The sequence below is a fragment of the Biformimicrobium ophioploci genome (assembly GCF_030270605.1).
GTDB lineage: Bacteria > Pseudomonadota > Gammaproteobacteria > Pseudomonadales > Cellvibrionaceae > Biformimicrobium > Biformimicrobium ophioploci.
In genome coordinates, this window is the sequence record NZ_BSYJ01000002.1 from 589,554 (window position 1) to 605,921 (window position 16,368).

12 protein-coding genes are annotated in these 16,368 nt (G+C 59.2%); 11 read left to right on the forward strand and 1 reads right to left on the reverse strand.

Annotated elements, in window-relative coordinates; translation table 11 throughout:
• Nucleotide 1: 1 nt before the first annotated feature.
• From QSJ80_RS06000 to QSJ80_RS06025, 6 genes are read left to right on the forward strand one after another with little or no spacing between them, the layout of a single operon-like run.
• Nucleotides 2-2,386 (forward strand): aldehyde dehydrogenase family protein, encoded by a 2,385-nt coding sequence (locus QSJ80_RS06000; protein WP_285763487.1) that lies wholly within the window; start codon nucleotides 2-4, stop codon nucleotides 2,384-2,386.
• The gene (locus tag QSJ80_RS06005; protein WP_285763488.1) at nucleotides 2,383-3,951 is read left to right on the forward strand and encodes a bifunctional aminoglycoside phosphotransferase/ATP-binding protein; all 1,569 of its coding nucleotides are present in this window, start codon (nucleotides 2,383-2,385) and stop codon (nucleotides 3,949-3,951) included. Before QSJ80_RS06000 ends, QSJ80_RS06005 begins: the two co-directional genes overlap by 4 nt.
• A 31-nt stretch (nucleotides 3,952-3,982) precedes the next feature.
• Nucleotides 3,983-5,206, forward strand: coding sequence for a NupC/NupG family nucleoside CNT transporter (locus tag QSJ80_RS06010; protein WP_285763489.1), 1,224 nt, complete (start codon nucleotides 3,983-3,985; stop codon nucleotides 5,204-5,206).
• Nucleotides 5,207-5,234: 28 nt separating this feature from the next.
• Nucleotides 5,235-6,449, forward strand: coding sequence for a phosphopentomutase (locus QSJ80_RS06015; RefSeq protein WP_285763490.1), 1,215 nt, complete (start codon nucleotides 5,235-5,237; stop codon nucleotides 6,447-6,449).
• Nucleotides 6,450-6,503: 54 nt separating this feature from the next.
• Nucleotides 6,504-7,208 carry a purine-nucleoside phosphorylase gene (gene deoD, locus QSJ80_RS06020; protein WP_285763492.1) on the forward strand — a complete coding sequence of 235 codons (705 nt, stop codon included), beginning with the start codon at nucleotides 6,504-6,506 and terminating at the stop codon, nucleotides 7,206-7,208.
• 42 nt (nucleotides 7,209-7,250) lie between these two features.
• Nucleotides 7,251-8,477, forward strand: coding sequence for an outer membrane protein assembly factor BamB family protein (locus tag QSJ80_RS06025; protein WP_285763494.1), 1,227 nt, complete (start codon nucleotides 7,251-7,253; stop codon nucleotides 8,475-8,477).
• Between the two features lie 18 nt (nucleotides 8,478-8,495).
• On the opposite strand, the gene QSJ80_RS06030 is transcribed toward QSJ80_RS06025, so the two are convergent.
• Nucleotides 8,496-9,089, reverse strand: a complete 594-nt coding sequence (locus tag QSJ80_RS06030) for an HdeD family acid-resistance protein (RefSeq protein WP_285763496.1) — start codon at nucleotides 9,087-9,089, stop codon at nucleotides 8,496-8,498.
• A 476-nt stretch (nucleotides 9,090-9,565) separates the two neighbouring features.
• On the opposite strand from QSJ80_RS06030, the gene QSJ80_RS06035 reads away from it, so the two are divergent.
• The 5 genes from QSJ80_RS06035 (at nucleotide 9,566) to dnaE (ending at nucleotide 16,214) form a co-directional block, all read left to right on the forward strand.
• Nucleotides 9,566-11,062: a DNA-3-methyladenine glycosylase 2 gene (locus QSJ80_RS06035; RefSeq protein WP_285763498.1), complete on the forward strand. Its 1,497-nt coding sequence runs from the start codon at nucleotides 9,566-9,568 to the stop codon at nucleotides 11,060-11,062.
• Between the two features lie 45 nt (nucleotides 11,063-11,107).
• The gene (locus QSJ80_RS06040; protein ID WP_285763499.1) at nucleotides 11,108-11,611 is read left to right on the forward strand and encodes a methylated-DNA--[protein]-cysteine S-methyltransferase; all 504 of its coding nucleotides are present in this window, start codon (nucleotides 11,108-11,110) and stop codon (nucleotides 11,609-11,611) included.
• A gap of 190 nt (nucleotides 11,612-11,801) precedes the next feature.
• Nucleotides 11,802-12,338, forward strand: coding sequence for a gamma carbonic anhydrase family protein (locus QSJ80_RS06045; protein ID WP_285763500.1), 537 nt, complete (start codon nucleotides 11,802-11,804; stop codon nucleotides 12,336-12,338).
• A 5-nt stretch (nucleotides 12,339-12,343) separates the two neighbouring features.
• On the forward strand, nucleotides 12,344-12,583 hold the full coding sequence (locus QSJ80_RS06050) for a DUF1289 domain-containing protein (protein WP_352176181.1): 240 nt from the start codon (nucleotides 12,344-12,346) through the stop codon (nucleotides 12,581-12,583).
• Between the two features lie 100 nt (nucleotides 12,584-12,683).
• Nucleotides 12,684-16,214, forward strand: a complete 3,531-nt coding sequence (dnaE, locus tag QSJ80_RS06055; RefSeq protein WP_285763502.1) for a DNA polymerase III subunit alpha — start codon at nucleotides 12,684-12,686, stop codon at nucleotides 16,212-16,214.
• Nucleotides 16,215-16,368: the final 154 nt, after the last annotated feature.

Genomic DNA, 16,368 nt, shown 5'->3' on the forward strand with positions numbered 1-16,368 from the left:
TATGACAATCAAAGATATTTTCAACGACATGAGTTACGGACCGGCGCCAGAAGGCACTGACAAGGTGGATCAGTGGCTGGCAGGCCACAAAGATGGTTTTGGCCTGTATATCGATGGCAAGTGGATTGGCTCCAAAGGGGACAAGAGCTTTACCAGCAGCAATCCCGCCAACGGCAAGAAGCTGGCGAAGCTGGCGCAGGCGGGCGATGCCGACGTCGATGCGGCAGTGAAGGCAGCGCGAAAAGCGCAGCCCAAGTGGGAATCGCTGGGGGGCCACGGTCGCGCAAAGTACCTTTATGCGCTGGCGCGCCTGCTGCAAAAGCATGCACGAAAATTTGCGGTGCTCGAGACACTGGATAATGGCAAGCCGATCCGCGAGACCCGTGACATCGATATCCCGCTGGCGGTGCGACACTTCTATCATCATGCCGGTTGGGCGCAACTGCAGGAAAGTGAATTTCCCGAGCATACTGCGATCGGTGTGGTCGGCCAGATTATCCCGTGGAATTTCCCCCTGTTGATGCTGGCCTGGAAAGTGGCACCTGCGATTGCGGCGGGAAATACCGTGGTACTGAAACCGGCTGAATACACCAGCCTGACCGCGCTGATGTTTGCAGAACTGTGCCAAGAAGCGGGCCTGCCGGCGGGTGTGGTCAATATCGTCACAGGTGATGGCAGTACTGGTGAATTACTGGTGGACCACAAGGACGTCGACAAGCTGGCGTTTACCGGTTCAACGGAAGTCGGGCGCCTGATCAAGGCGCGCACTGCTGGCACCGGCAAGAAGTTGACACTGGAGCTGGGCGGCAAGTCGCCGTTTATCGTTTTTGATGATGCGGACCTGGATGCGGCTGTAGAGGGCCTGGTGGATGCAATCTGGTTCAACCAGGGGCAGGTCTGCTGCGCGGGCTCCCGCCTGCTGGTGCAGGAAGGTGTAGAGCAGGCGTTGCTGGAAAAAATCCGCTTGCGCATGCAGACCCTGCGGGTCGGTGATCCGCTCGACAAGAATACCGATATCGGTGCCATCGTGGACAAGGTGCAGAAGAAGCGCATCGAAGGCCTGGTGCAACAGGGTGTAGAGCAGGGGGCAACGCTTTGGCAACCAGAGCGGCAACCGGACAGTGCATTCCCTGATGCCGGCTGTTTCTATCCGCCCACACTGCTGACCAATGTGGACAGCAGCAATATTGTCGCAATCGAGGAAATCTTCGGGCCGGTACTTTCGGTCCTGTCGTTCCGTACCCAGAAAGAAGCGATTACGCTGGCGAACAATTCCCGTTACGGGCTGGCTGCGAGCGTCTGGTCAGAAAACCTGAATCGTGCGCTGGACGTGGCGCCGCAGCTAAAAGCCGGTGTGGTGTGGGTGAACTGCACCAACCAGTTTGATGCGGCTTGTGGGTTCGGCGGCTATCGCGAATCCGGCTTTGGCCGAGAGGGCGGGCGCGAGGGTATGTTCGAATACCTGGCGCCGGTGCGCGGCAAGACCGCTGCGGAGCAGGACCTGCCAGTACCGGAAGTCAGCGGGCAGCAGCAAGCGGGTATCGACCAGACCGCAAAACTCTATATCGGCGGCAAGCAGGCGCGTCCGGACAGCGGCAATAGCCTGCCGGTGATATCAGCCAAAGGCGTGCAGATTGGCCTCGTCGGAGAGGGCAGTCGCAAGGATATTCGCAATGCTGTTGAGGCGGCGTTCAAGGCAGAGGGCTGGTCACGTACCAGTGCCCATAACCGTGCCCAGATCCTGTATTACATCGCGGAGAACCTGGGCTATCGCGCGGATGAATTTACTGCACGGCTGGTTTCCCTCACCGGCGTCGATAAAAAGCAGGCCCAGCGTGAAGTGGAGCTGTCGATCGAGCGGCTGTTTTTCTACGCTGCCTGGGCGGACAAGTATGACGGCGCGGTACACCAGCCACCGCTGAAGGGCGTTGCGCTGGCCATGAACGAGCCGCTGGGCATTGTCGGTATCGGTTGCCCGGACGCCGCTCCATTGCTCGCCATGGTTTCCATGCTGGCACCGGTGATCGCCATGGGCAACCGCGCCGTACTGGTACCGTCGCAGCGCTTCCCGCTGCTGGCTACCGACCTGTATCAGGTACTGGAAACATCTGATGTGCCGGCAGGTGTGGTCAATATCGTCACGGGTGCGCGTGACAGCCTGATGCAGGTACTGGCTGACCACTACCAGGTGGATGGTGTCTGGTATTGCGGCAGTGCCGAGGGCTCGGCCCGGGTTGAAGCGGCCTCAGCCGGTAACCTCAAGCGGAACTGGGTGAATCATGGCATTGCGCGTGACTGGTTTGGTGCGGAGGGCGCCGGGCGGGAGTTCCTGCGTGAAGCAACACAGGTGAAGAACGTCTGGGTGCCTTACGGGGATTCGATATGAGCATGATCGAAGCCCTGCAGAAAGCGGAGGCTTACCCGCATCCGGTCGGTGAGGTCTCGCTGGCGGAAACCCATATTTCCTGGGTATTCCTGAGCGGTGACTATGCCTATAAGGTCAAGAAACCGATGGACTTCGGCTTTCTCGATTTTTCCACGCTGGCACAGCGCAAGCACTTCTGTGAAGAGGAGTTGCGCCTCAACCGCCGTTTTGCGCCACAGCTTTACCTGGACGTGGTGCCGGTCACCCGCGAGGGTGACAGCTTCGCGTTTGCTGGTGCGGGTGAAGCGGTGGATTATGCCGTGCGCATGACCCAGTTCGATAGCGAGTCGCTACTGGATCGCAAGGCCGCGGCAGGTGAGCTACAGGCAAGCGGTATCCGCAAGATTGGCCGGGCCATTGCGGACTTTCATGCGGCGCTGGCAAAGGAGCCAGCTCCGGACTCCGGTATTACCCCGCGCCCTGGTTCCCCGGAGGCGGCCTGGGCGCCGGCCCAGCAGAATTTTGAACAGGTGGAACCGCTGCTCGCGCGTGCGGAGGACTTGCAGAAGCTGGATGCCATCAGGCAGTGGTCGGAGCAAAGCTTCGCCGGGCTCGAGGCCTTTATGCGGCAGCGCCTGGAAAACGGCTTTGTGCGCGAGTGCCACGGTGACCTGCACCTGGGCAATATGGTACAGATCGATGGCGAAGTGGTTTTCTTTGATTGCATTGAATTCAACCCGAGTTTTCGCCAGATCGATGTGGCCTGTGAGCTGGCATTTACGGTCATGGATCTGGAGGCACGCGGGATGGCGGACCACGCCAGCCTGTTGCTGAATACCTACCTCGAAGAGAGTGGGGATTACGATGGCCTCCGGGTGCTGAATTTCTACAAAGTCTATTTCGCGCTGGTGCGCGCCAAGGTCACACTTTTTCAGGCACACGGTGTCCCGGCAGAGGAACTGGCGCAACATGCGGTTTACCCGGAGTTCCTGAAGTACCTCAACCTGGCCCTCGGCTATACCCGCGGCGAGTCTCCGTTTGTGGCGATGATGCATGGGGTTTCCGGCAGTGGAAAGTCCACAGTCGCGGAAGCCATTGCCGGCGCAAGTGGTGCGATCCGGGTACGTTCCGATGTTGAGCGCAAGCGCCTGTATGGCCTTGCGCCCGGCGATAGCAGCAACAAGGACATCTATTCCCGGGAGGCCACAATACGGACGTTCGATCGCCTTGCGGAACTGGTACAGGTCATTACCTCGGCCGGCTTCTCGTGTATTGTGGATGCGACCTTCCTGCATCGTGAGGTACGTGACAGGTTTGTTACGTTGGCTACTGAGCTTGGTTGTCGCGCACGCATTCTCGACTGCCGGCTGGACGAGGAAACCCTGGTGCGTCGTCTGGATGCGCGCACGGAGCGGGGTGATGATGTTTCCGAGGCCACCGTGGAGATCATGCGCCTGCAGCAGGGTGACAGGGATGCGCTGGCGGCGGTAGAGCTGGCTTACACCACTGAGATCGATGCGAGTGATTATCTCTCAGGTGATCAGCTGGACGCGGTGCTGGAATCACTCGGACACACCAACACATAACAATAAAAACTATATATCGGGGAATATCACTTTGATCAGTATCCTGGGCATTATTGTTCTACTGGGGATCGCCGTTGCCTTGTCGAGCAATCGCCGCGCCATCAACCTGCGTACGGTACTGGGTGCGTTTGCGATCCAGGCCAGCTTTGCCGCACTGGTGCTGTATTTCCCGATGGGGCGGGACGGTTTGGCCGCGGCTGCAGGCGCTGTCCAGCATGTCATCGATTATGCCAACACCGGTATCGAGTTCCTGTTTGGCAACGTCATGCCAGATCCAGCGGGGCCGCTGGGCTTTGTCTTCGCTATCAAGGTGCTGCCGGTAGTGGTATTCCTGTCCGCACTGATGTCGATCCTGTATTACTTCGGCATCATGCAGAGGGTGGTCGGTTTCCTCGGCGGCCTGATCAAGCGCGCGCTGGGTACCAGCCAGCCGGAATCCCTGTCCGCCACGGCCAATATCTTTGTTGGCCAGACGGAAGCGCCGCTTGTAGTCAGGCCTTACATCGAGCGCATGACCAATTCCGAACTGTTTGCGGTGATGACCGGTGGCCTCGCTTCTATTGCTGGCGCGGTGATGGCCGGCTATGCGGCCATGGGGGTGGACCTCAAGTACCTGATCGCTGCCAGTTTTATGGCAGCACCGGGCGGCCTGTTGATGGCGAAGATCATGATGCCGGAAACGGATACCCCGGTGCCGATCGATGAGCACATTGCGTTCGACGAGACCGACAAGCCCAGTAATGCCATTGATGCCGCGGCGAGTGGCGCACTGACCGGCATGCAGCTGGCGATGAATATCGGTGCCATGCTGGTGGCGTTTATCGCCCTTATCGCTTTGCTCAATGGCATGATCGGCTGGGTTGCAGGCCTGTTTGACGTCGAGGGCATTACCCTGGAGCGTATTCTCGGTTATGTATTTGCGCCACTGGCATTCCTGATGGGTACACCGTGGTCGGAAGCAATGCAGACCGGTAGCCTGATCGGCCAGAAAATTGTGCTGAATGAATTCGTGGCCTATGTCGAATTCATCAAGATGAAGGACAGCATGTCCGAACATGCACAGATCATCGCAACCTTTGCGCTCTGCGGGTTCGCCAATCTTTCTTCCATTGCCATGTTGCTTGGCGGCCTCGGCGGTCTGGCACCAAGCCGCCGGCATGATATCGCGCGCATGGGTATTAGGGCGGTGATCGCCGGAACCCTGTCGAACCTGATGAGTGCTGTATTGGCCGGCTTATTCCTTTCCCTGAGTTAAGACTTTTAGAGGTTCTGTCGAAAGTTTTATGAAACGTGCAATCTTGCTGGTACTGGACTCATTCGGCATCGGCGCGACGAAGGATGCTGCGCGCTTTGGTGATGCCGGCGCGGATACACTCGGGCATATCGCCCGTGCCTGTGCCGAGGGGAACCTGCCCGAGCGTAAAAACGGCGCACTTGACCTGCCCAACCTGACACGCCTCGGATTGATGCATGCGGCCCGGGAAAGCACGGGCCACTTTCCGGCAGGTTCCGATGCGGGCGCGCAGATTGTAGGCGCCTACGGCTACGCTGAAGAATTGAGTAGCGGTAAGGATACCTCCAGCGGGCACTGGGAAATGGCGGGTGTGCCGGTGCAATTCGACTGGGGTTATTTCACAGATAAGGAAAACAGTTTTCCGCCGGAGCTGCTGCAAGCGCTGGTGGAAAAGTGTGATCTGCCCGGGGTACTTGGCAACTGCCACGCCTCCGGTACGGAGATTATCGCCCGTCTCGGCGAGGAACACATGCGCACTGGCAAGCCCATCGTATATACCTCTGCCGACAGCGTTTTCCAGATAGCCTGCCATGAGGAATCTTTCGGCCTCGATAAGCTGATGGCGGTTTGCGAAACCGCGTATGAACTGCTCGAGGACTACAATATCTGCCGGGTGATCGCCCGGCCTTTTGTTGGTAAATGTGCCGCGGACTTCAAGCGCACCGGCAACCGACGTGATTTTTCCGTCAGGCCGCCGGCGCCAACCCTGCTGGACAAACTGATCGAGTCTTGTGGTGAGGTGCTTGCGGTAGGCAAGATCTCCGATATCTTTGCCGCCCAGGGCATCAGCCGCAAAATCAAGGCCAGCGGGCTCGACAACCTGTTTGATGCCACACTCACTGCGATGGATGAGGGCGGCGACAGGAGCCTGGTATTTACCAATTTTGTCGATTTTGATGCGGAGTTTGGCCACCGCCGTAACGTGGCCGGATATGCAAATGCCCTGGAGTGGTTCGACCGTCGTCTGCCCGAGTTGCTGGATAAGATGCAGGAAGGCGACGTGCTGGTAATTTCAGCAGACCATGGTTGTGATCCCACCTGGCCGGGTAGTGACCATACGCGTGAGCACATTCCAGTACTGGTTTATGGAAAGGGCGTCAAGCCGGGCTCCGTCGGCGCGCGCGAGACCTTTGCTGATATCGGCCAGTCACTTGCCAGCCACTTCGGGATTGCACCGCTCGGTTTCGGGCGCAGTTTTTTATAAATACCCGTTTTAGACAGGCCTCTTTGCGACAGCAAGGGTAGCCATGGAGAACATATGTCCATTCACATTAATGCCAAAGCTGGTGATTTTGCCAAGACCGTACTGATGCCCGGCGATCCTTTGCGGGCAAAATTCATTGCCGAGGAATTCCTGCAGGATGCCGTTCAGGTTACGGATGTACGTGGCATGCTCGGATTTACCGGTACCTACAATGGCAAGCCGGTTTCTGTAATGGGTTCTGGCATGGGGATACCGTCTGCGTCCATCTATGCGAAAGAACTGATCACTGAATACGGAGTGGAAAATATCATCCGTGTCGGCAGCTGCGGTGCGGTAGGCAAGGATATCAAGCTGCGCGATGTGGTGATTGGTATGGGCGCCTGCACAGATTCCAACGTCAACCGCATGCGTTTTCGCGGTTACGATTTTGCTGCGATCGCGGATTTTGGCTTGCTGGAAAAGGCCGTGGCATCCGGGCGCAAGCTCGGCGTGAATTTGCAGGTGGGCAATATCTATTCCGCCGACCTGTTCTACACGCCGGAACCGGAAATGTTCGACCTGATGGAAAAACTGAATGTGCTCGGCGTCGAAATGGAGGCCGCAGGTCTCTATGGCGTGGCAGCGGAATTCGGTGCTAAGGCCTTGGCGATCTGCACGGTTTCAGATCACATCCGCCGGGGTGAGGCGCTTTCCAGCGAAGACCGGCAGACGTCCCTGCGCGAGATGATTCAGGTGGCGCTGGACAGTGTGGCGGGCTGAGCCAAACTGAATTAATAGCCTTTTCAATACCGGTTCTCTGTAATGAAATTTCCGGTACATATCTTCCTCGTTTTCGGCCTGATGCTGCTGTCGGGCCTGGTCGGCGGGATCAGCTGGCGCGAAGCTGGCTACGGCAGTGGTCCGCGCGATTCTTCCCGTGCAGCAGAGGGGCCCTTGCGGGAGGTGGCATTCGTTGCGAATGCTGCCGATGGCACCGTCAGCCTGCTGGATTTAGCCAGCAAACAGGTCCTGACCACTGTCGACGTGATACCGGATGGAAAGCGGGTCGGTCCGTTCCGGGATATCGTGCAGTGGGTTGCCCAGCCCTTCCTTGAGCGGCGTGCGGGCCCCAATTTCGTACAGGATACAGACCTTTCTCGCGATGGCCGTGTGCTATTTGTGTCCCGTGGGCACCTCGGTGACGTCGTGGCGCTGGATATTGTCACGGGCGAAGTCCTCTGGCGCACACCGGTAGCAGGGCTGTTCGCAGGTCCGATGGCGCTGTCTGTCGATGGGCAACACCTGTATATCGCCGCCACTATCCGTGGGGATAACCGTGTTGAGGTGCTGGATAGCAGCAATGGTGAACGCGCGGGTGCGATTCGCGCCGGGCAGTGGCCCTTTGCTATCCAGGTTTCGGCGGACGACAGCAAGGTATTTGTCGCAAGCCTCGGGGATATGCAGAAGCAGGCTTCTGAGCGCACAGAAGACAGGGATGCCTACCAGATTGCAGTGGTGGATTCCGGCAGCCTGAAGCCCGAGATGATCTACCGGTTTGAGTCGGGGGTTCGTCCTTTTCAGGTCGCACCCGACGGGCGCATGCTCTATGCGCAGCTTTCCGCGCTTCACGGCCTGGTTGCGGTGCACCTGGTATCACATCAGCGTGCCGGCCATATCCAGCTGCCAGTGAAGCCGGGCGTGACGGAAGCAGACTGGGATTTCGAGGCGCCGCATCACGGTCTCGCGCTGTCCGGCGACGGGCGCCTGCTCTGCGCTGCAGGGCGCGCTTCGGATTATGCTGCGTTGGTTGAGGTTCCGGCGCTCAAGTTGCGGGGAACCGTTGCGGTTGGTGATGCTCCCGGCTGGGCCGCGTATGCGGCTGCCGACGGCCTGTGCCTGCTGGCTAACAGCCGCAGTAACGATGTTTCCGTGGTTGAGGTTGCGAGCCAGCGCGAAATAAAGCGCATACCGGTGGGGCGTTTTCCGAACCACATTACCGTCGGGTTTGTTCCCGAAGCAATGCTGGGGTCAACACTGGGGTCAGAGTAATACTCTGACCCCATTATATCAGCCGTTGGCTTTGTTGAATTTGCGCGCCGCTGCGGCGACGAAGACATAGGTCCATCCCTGTACGATCAGTTCGATCGCAACAAACATGCCGATCACCCACAGGCTGCTTTCCGGCCACTTCATCAGGATCATGATCCCGAGGATCAGCGAGATGATCCCGGAGACAATGACCCAGGCACGTGCACCGGCAGCTTTCCACTGTATGCCGGCAATGATGCGCAGCACGCCCGCGGCCGCAATCACACTACCAAGCAGCAGTGTTAGCACCATGGATCCCGCCTGCGGGTTGCTGAGCAGCCCGAGGCCGCCAGCGATATATAGCGCCGCGGTGAGCAGGTGCAGTAAACGATTTTTCCAGGTGGACTCCCGGAACATGTAGACAAACTGGAAGCCGCCGCCGACCAACAGCAGGATGCCGAACATCAGCATGGTGCCGATGGTGACGGCGGCACTCATACCGAGGCCGATGGTGCCGAGCAGTACATAGATGACACCCAGGGCAAGCAACCAGCCCCAGTTTCTGCCGATGTTGCCGAAAGAGAGTGGTGCATCAGCTTCATTGACAGGGCCACTGGGGTGTTGGTCATTCATTGGGTAGTCTCCCGGATTCGATAAAAGCAGGATTCAGAACGTTCAGGGCGACTGCGCTTGCTATTCAGCGCAGCCCGTCGTTTTCGGTTGCTGTGAGTCCGGGTTACCGGTGACGGTTTGCGCGATGGTGATCGGAACTCTGCGGCTTGCGGTTGCCCTGTTGGCCTGGCCCGGTGTACCGGGATGTTTCGGCTACCGGATGTCGCGTGGAGGGGAAATCGTGCCTGCGTCCCTCATCGGATTCCGGTACGGCGTAAATTCCCTGAGGCTGCCGGCCGAATGATCGCGCGGCCCGCTCAAACGCTGATAGGGTCTTCTTGTGTGTGTTAGCGCTCACGGCTTGCCTCCTTTGGCGTGAAACTCCTCTTAAATACTAGATTCACTTTTGTGGAATGACCGGTGGTAACCGGTCTGGCAGATACATTCAGTTCCGAAAATGGCTAGTGTGCGTGGCGTGGCGCGCTTAGACTGACTGCATGAACAGTGAATCCCGGCATTCGACTCATGACCCTGCGGTGTATGCCCGTGCCCGGCTGGCGCGGGACCCGCGCTTTGACGGCAGCTTTTACACGGCAGTGCGCACTACCGGCATCTTCTGCCGGCCGATTTGCCCTGCACGCCCGCCAAAAGAGGAGAATGTGACTTATTACGAGTCAGCAGTCGAAGCGATTGCTGCCGGCTACCGGCCCTGCCTGCGCTGCAGGCCCGATGCGGCCCCCGGCAGTCCCGCCTGGCGGTTGGTAGATACCACGCTGCAGCGCGCGCTTGGCATCATGCGCTCGGAGCTGGGGCCGCATTCCATTGAACATTTGTCGACGCGTCTGGGTGTGAGCAGTCGTTACCTGCGCAAGCTGTTCAGAGAGCGCCTCGGGCTGAACCCGCTCAAGATCTGGCAGGCCGAGCGTGCGCTATTTGCATTCAGCCTGCTGCGGGATACCGGCTTGCCGGTGGCGCAGGTTGCCTACGAGGCGGGGTTCAACAGTATTCGGCGCTTTAACGATGTGTTCCGGGAGGTTTACCAACAGACCCCGACAGAAGTGCGGCGTGGTGCCGCGGCGCGCCAGGCAGCTGCGCCGCTCGCGCTTTCCCTGGATTACCGGCCCCCGTTTGACTGGCAGAGAGTGCTGTCGTTTTTCCGCTTGCGGGCGATGGCCGGGGTGGAGCAGGTGAGTGACTGTAGCTACCGGCGCAGCTTCTGTCTGGACGGGCAATGTGGTGTTGTGACCGTCACCGATGAACCCGATAAGCACCGCCTGAGGGCGGAATTTGAGTTGTTGCCACAGGGAAGGGGAGTGCGCAGCAGCGCAGTTCTGTTTGCGGTGCGCCAGCGCTTGCGCCGGATTTTCGACCTGGACGCCAATGTGACGGAGATCCAGCGTGATCTGGAACACGACCCGCTGCTGGCCGCAGAGCTGGCGAGCAATCCCGGTATACGCCTGCCGGGCGCCTGGGACCCGTTCGAATACGCGCTGCGCGCAATTCTCGGCCAGCAGATCTCTGTCAAGGCGGCAACCACGATCGCGGGGCGTATCGTTGCCCGTTGTGGCAACAAGTTCGAGCTGACGGATGGCAGCGTGATGCATGCATTCCCGTCTGCTGGCGAGCTTGCCGATGAATCCTTTGAGGGGCTGGGGCTGACGCGCAAGCGCGCGGAAACGTTGCGAGAGTTTGTCCGTGCCGCGAATGACGGGCGCGTTGATTTTCAACAGACCAATCTGGAGCAATGGTGCGCGCAAATGGTAGAGCTGCCGGGCATTGGTGAATGGACGGCCCAGTATACGGCCATGCGCGGTCTCAGCATGCCGGATGCGTTTCCGGCATCAGACCTGGGCATCCTCAAGGCGCTGGGCGGGCGGCACAATGGTGAGTGGGTGAAGACCACGCCCGCCCGTGCGCTGGCGCGCGCCGAGGCGTGGCGGCCCTGGCGGGCTTACGGCGCACTGCTGTGTTGGCAGAGCCTGGGTAGTGAATGATGATGGCCGGATTGATGTCATGGGTTGAATACAGGAAGGCGATAGATGACAACGAGTTACGGGATTTATAAAACCGGCTTTGGGGAAGTGGCCATAGCCGCGGATGACAAGGGCGTGACCGCGCTCAGCTTCCAGGCTGGAAAGTGTCCGCTGGCGCCGGCGCAGGACTGGGTCGAGCAGCAGACACCGATACTGCAGCGGGCGGCGGTTGAGCTGAACGAGTACCTGGAGGGTATCCGCCGTGACTTTCAGGTACCGCTGAACCCGGCAGGTACCGAATTCCAGCGTAGCGTCTGGGCACAGCTGCGGCAGATTCCGTATGGCCAGACCTGGAATTACGCCCAGCTCGCGGAGGCAATCGGTAACCCCCGCGCGGTGCGGGCGGTAGCGAGGGCCAATGGTGCCAACCCGGTTGCGGTGATGATCCCGTGTCACCGGGTGATCGGCAGCGACGGCAGCCTGACCGGCTATGCCGGGGGCCTCGAACTGAAGGCAAAACTGCTCGGTCTCGAAGGGGCTGCGTTTATCTCCCAACCCGAATTGCTCTGACTGCCCCCGCGCGGGATAATGCCCGTTGTTTCAGATATTGAGCGTGCCCGGCGTGGGCCATGACAGACCGTCTGCGTACATGGCGATCCGACGCCTCGGCGTGCGCAGTCGAGCTCCCAGAGATGGGCTCGATGCGTGTCTGGAGTGGCCCACACCGGGTACTGAAAACCAGCCAGATATGGAGTGTCGAATGCTTTACCAGTTGGGCGAAAAACAACCAGTGCTGGACGGGAGCGGGCACTATTTTGCCCCCGGCTGCCATGTGATGGGCAATGTGGTGCTCGGCGAGAACGTCAGTGTCTGGTTCAATGCCGTGATCCGCGGCGACAATGACCCGATCACCATCGGTAAGGACAGCAATGTCCAGGACGGAGCCGTGCTGCACACGGACCCGGGTGTGCCGCTGACACTGGGGCAGGGGGTTACCGTCGGGCACAAGGCCATGTTGCATGGCTGCACGGTTGGTGATTACTCGCTGGTGGGTATCAATGCGGTGGTGCTCAACGGTGCGAAGATTGGCAAGTGCTGCATCATCGGTGCCAATGCACTGGTGAAGGAAGGCATGGAGATCCCGGACTATTCGCTGGTCGTCGGCAGTCCCGGCAAAGTGATCCGCCAGCTGGACGAGTCGACGTTCGAGTTGCTCAAGGCCAGCGCCGATATTTATGTAGCCAACGGCCAGCGGTTTTCGGAACAGCTGAAGCCGGTAGAAGAATTTTCCTATTAAGAGTTATGTCTGTAGTCGATAAAACGGTAAAGACCATTGACCCGGCGGTAGTAACCGTAAGCCGGGAAAAACCGGTGAAATCCCCGTGCATTTCAGTGTGCGCGCTGAATGAAGAGGATATCTGCGAGGGCTGCTTTCGCACCGGTCATGAAATCAGCCGCTGGGGCCGTATGCATAACGATGAGCGGCGCGAAGTCCTGATTGCGTGTAACGAGCGCGCGCGGGCGATGGGGCGGGTCTGGTAACCGGCTGAAGCTCAATTAATTGAATGAAATGTAAGGCGCGCCCGCAGTACGCAACAGGCGCACCGCAAGGGCGATGAGCCAATAAGAACTATTAAATTTTATGACGCAACCCTTCGTACACCTGCGAGTCCACTCTGAATTTTCCCTGGTCGACGGCATTGTCCGTATCAAGCCGCTGATCAAGCGCGCTGCCGAGTTGGGCATGCCGGCGCTGGCCATCTGTGATCGCACCAATTTTTACGCGCAGATCAAGTTTTACCGCGGCTGTATGGGCGCCGGTATCAAGCCGATTACGGCGGCGGACTTCTGGGTGATGGATGATCCCGAGGACGCGCCCACCCTGATCACGCTATACGCGATGGACAAGCAGGGTTACCGCAATATCACCGAGCTGATTTCCAAGGCTTGGATGGAGGGCCAGCACCTGGGGCAGGCCTATATCCGCCGCGCATGGTTGCCGCAGTATGCCGAGGGCGTACTGGCACTTTCTGGTGGCAAGTCCGGTGATGTCGGCCGCGCACTGACCGGCGGGCGCACCGAGCAGGCGGAGCAGATCGCCCGCCAGTGGAGCGAGATGTTCCCGGATCGTTTCTACGTCGAGGTGCAGCGCACCGGCCGCGCCGGCGATGACGATTACGTGCACGGCGCGGTGGCGCTGGCGGACAAGCTGGGCCTGCCGTTGGTGGCGACCAACGATGTGTGCTTCCTCGATGAGAAAGAGTTCGATGCGCACGAGGTGCGGGTTTGTATTCACGATGGCCGCGCCCTTGACGACCCGCGCCGGGAAAAGAAATATTCGCCGCAGCAGTACCTGCGCACACCGGAACAAATGGCGGAGCTGTTCGCCGATATTCCGGACGCGTTGCAGAATACTGTCGAGATTGCCCGGCGCTGTTCCGCCCCCATCCAGCTGGGCAAATACTTCCTGCCGGAATTCCCGATTCCGGAAGGCATGACCGAAAACGAGTTTTTCGAGAAGATCAGTTTCGAAGGCCTCGAAGACCGCCTGCAATTTATTCTCGACAAGAACGATCCGGACTATGCCGCGAAGAAGCAGCCCTATCTGGACAGGTTGCGCTTTGAGCTGGATATCATCATCCAGATGGGGTTCCCGGGATACTTCCTGATCGTGATGGACTTTATCCAGTGGGCCAAGGACCACGATATCCCGGTAGGGCCGGGCCGTGGTTCCGGTGCCGGCTCGCTGGTGGCCTATGTACTCAAGATTACCGACCTGGACCCGCTGGAATACGATCTACTGTTCGAGCGATTCCTGAACCCGGAACGGGTTTCCATGCCCGACTTCGACGTCGACTTCTGCATGGAAAACCGCGACCAGGTGATCAGCTATGTGGCCGATAACTACGGCCGCGATGCGGTCAGCCAGATCATCACGTTCGGTACCATGGCCGCGAAAGCGGTAGTCCGTGACGTGGCGCGGGTACAGGGCAAATCCTACGGCCTCGCCGACAAGCTCTCCAAGATGATTCCGGCCGATCCGGGCATGACCCTGGAGAAGGCATTTGAGCAGGAAGAGATCCTGCGTGAGTTCCTCGATTCCGATGAGGAAGGCCAGGAAATCTGGGAGATGGCGCTGCAGCTGGAAGGCATCGCCAGGAACGTGGGCAAGCACGCTGGTGGTGTGGTGATCGCCCCTACCAAGTTGACCGACTTTGCGCCGCTCTACTGTGACGAGAGCGGCGGAGGCCTGGTAACCCAGTTCGACAAAAACGACGTGGAAGACGCAGGCCTGGTGAAGTTCGACTTCCTCGGCCTGCGCACCCTGACCATCATTGACTGGGCCAAGAAGATGGTGGACGAGCAGCGCGCGCGCGAGGGCCAGGAGCCGCTCGTGATCGAGGCGCTGCCGCTCGATGACCTCGAAACTTTTAAACTGATCAAGCGGGCCGAAACCACCGCGGTATTCCAGTTGGAATCCCGCGGTATGAAGGACCTGATCAAGCGCCTGCAGCCGGACAACCTCGAGGACATGATTGCACTGGTGGCACTGTTCCGACCGGGCCCGTTGCAGTCGGGCATGGTGGACGACTTCATCAACCGTAAGCACGGCCGCGCGCAGGTGGCCTATCCGGATGCCAAGTACCAGCACGACAAGCTCAAGCCGATCCTGGAGCCGACCTACGGCGTAATCGTCTACCAGGAGCAGGTCATGCAGATTGCGCAGGAATTGGCGGGTTACACCCTCGGCGGCGCGGATATGCTGCGCCGGGCTATGGGTAAGAAGAAGCCCGAGGAAATGGCCAAGCAGCGCGCCACATTTGAAGAGGGCGCGAAAGACCAGGGCGTAGATCCGGACCTGGCGATCAAGATTTTCGACCTGGTGGAAAAGTTCGCGGGTTACGGCTTCAACAAGTCGCACTCCGCTGCCTATGCACTGGTCTCCTACCAGACGGCGTGGCTCAAGGCGCACTACCCGGCGCAGTTCATGGCGGCCACCATGAGTTCGGATATGGACAAGACCGACAAGGTCGTGACGTTCATTGAAGAGTGCCGGGCCATGGGCCTGACTCTGGTGCCGCCGGATGTGAACCTGGGCGAGTTCCAGTTCAGCGTGGACCCGGACCAGCGCATCATCTATGGCCTGGGCGCCATCAAGGGCCTGGGTGAGGGTCCGGTGGAGAGCATTATTGCCGCGCGCCAGGAAGGTGGTCCATTCAAGGATCTGTTTGATTTCTGTGCACGGGTTGATCCGCGCAAGGTGAACAAGCGTGCGCTGGAAGCCCTGATCAAATCTGGCGCGCTGGACTCCATTGGTCCGCACTGTGAAGAGGGCGAACTGAACTACACCCGGGCGGTCATGTTCGGTGCCATGGAGGAGGCGGTCAAAGCGGCCGATCAACAGGCCAAAAACGCCAGTGCCGGCATGATGGACCTGTTCGGTGAAGTTGTGCCTTCGTCCCAGAATGGCGGGGATGTATATTCCGACTTCGCCAAAACTCGACACTGGACCATCCGCGAGCGCCTCGAGGGTGAGAAGACCACGCTGGGTCTGTACCTCACCGGGCACCCGATCGACGAGTACGAGTCCGAACTCAAGCACCTGGTGAAATCGCGTATCGTCAACCTCAAGGCTGATCGCGAGTCCCAGTCCGTAGCGGGGCTGGTGGTGGGCAAGCGGGTCATGAAGACCAAGCGCGGTGACACCATGGCGATTGTGACCCTGGATGACAGGACCGGTCGCATTGAAGCGGCGCTGTTCAGCGAGGCCTTCAACCAGTTCCGCGACAAGCTGGAGATGGATGCGCTGCTGGTACTGGAAGGGCCGGTTTCGCACGATGAATACAGCGGCGGCCTGAAAATGAGCGCCAACCAGGTATCCAGTCTGGACGAGCTGCGCCAGGGCAAGGTCAGTGGGGTACATATTCGCCTGGACGTCGAGAGCGCCCCTACCAACCTGGTGGAGCGAATGGCGGAATGCTTCCGGCCTTTCGCCGGTGGCAATTGCCCGGTCAGCGTGGAGGTGGCATTACCTCAGGCAAAGGGTACTTTCCGCCTCGGCCGGGACTGGCAGGTAGAGCCCAGCGATCAGCTGGTACAGAGCCTGCGAGACCTGATCGGGCGCAAGAGCGTGACTCTGGAGTACGGTTCTGGTCACAAAAAGTTCCGCTAGCGGATCGACTGTCCGGTTCCCTTACAGTAAGGTATGCCGCCATAATTGGTCTGGTGCTAGAGCGTAGATTTGGTCGATGTTTGGCGACGTTGACTACAATTTATCGATATTTTGCAAGAATTTGTCTTTGCCCGGTTGCTTTGCGGCCGGGCGG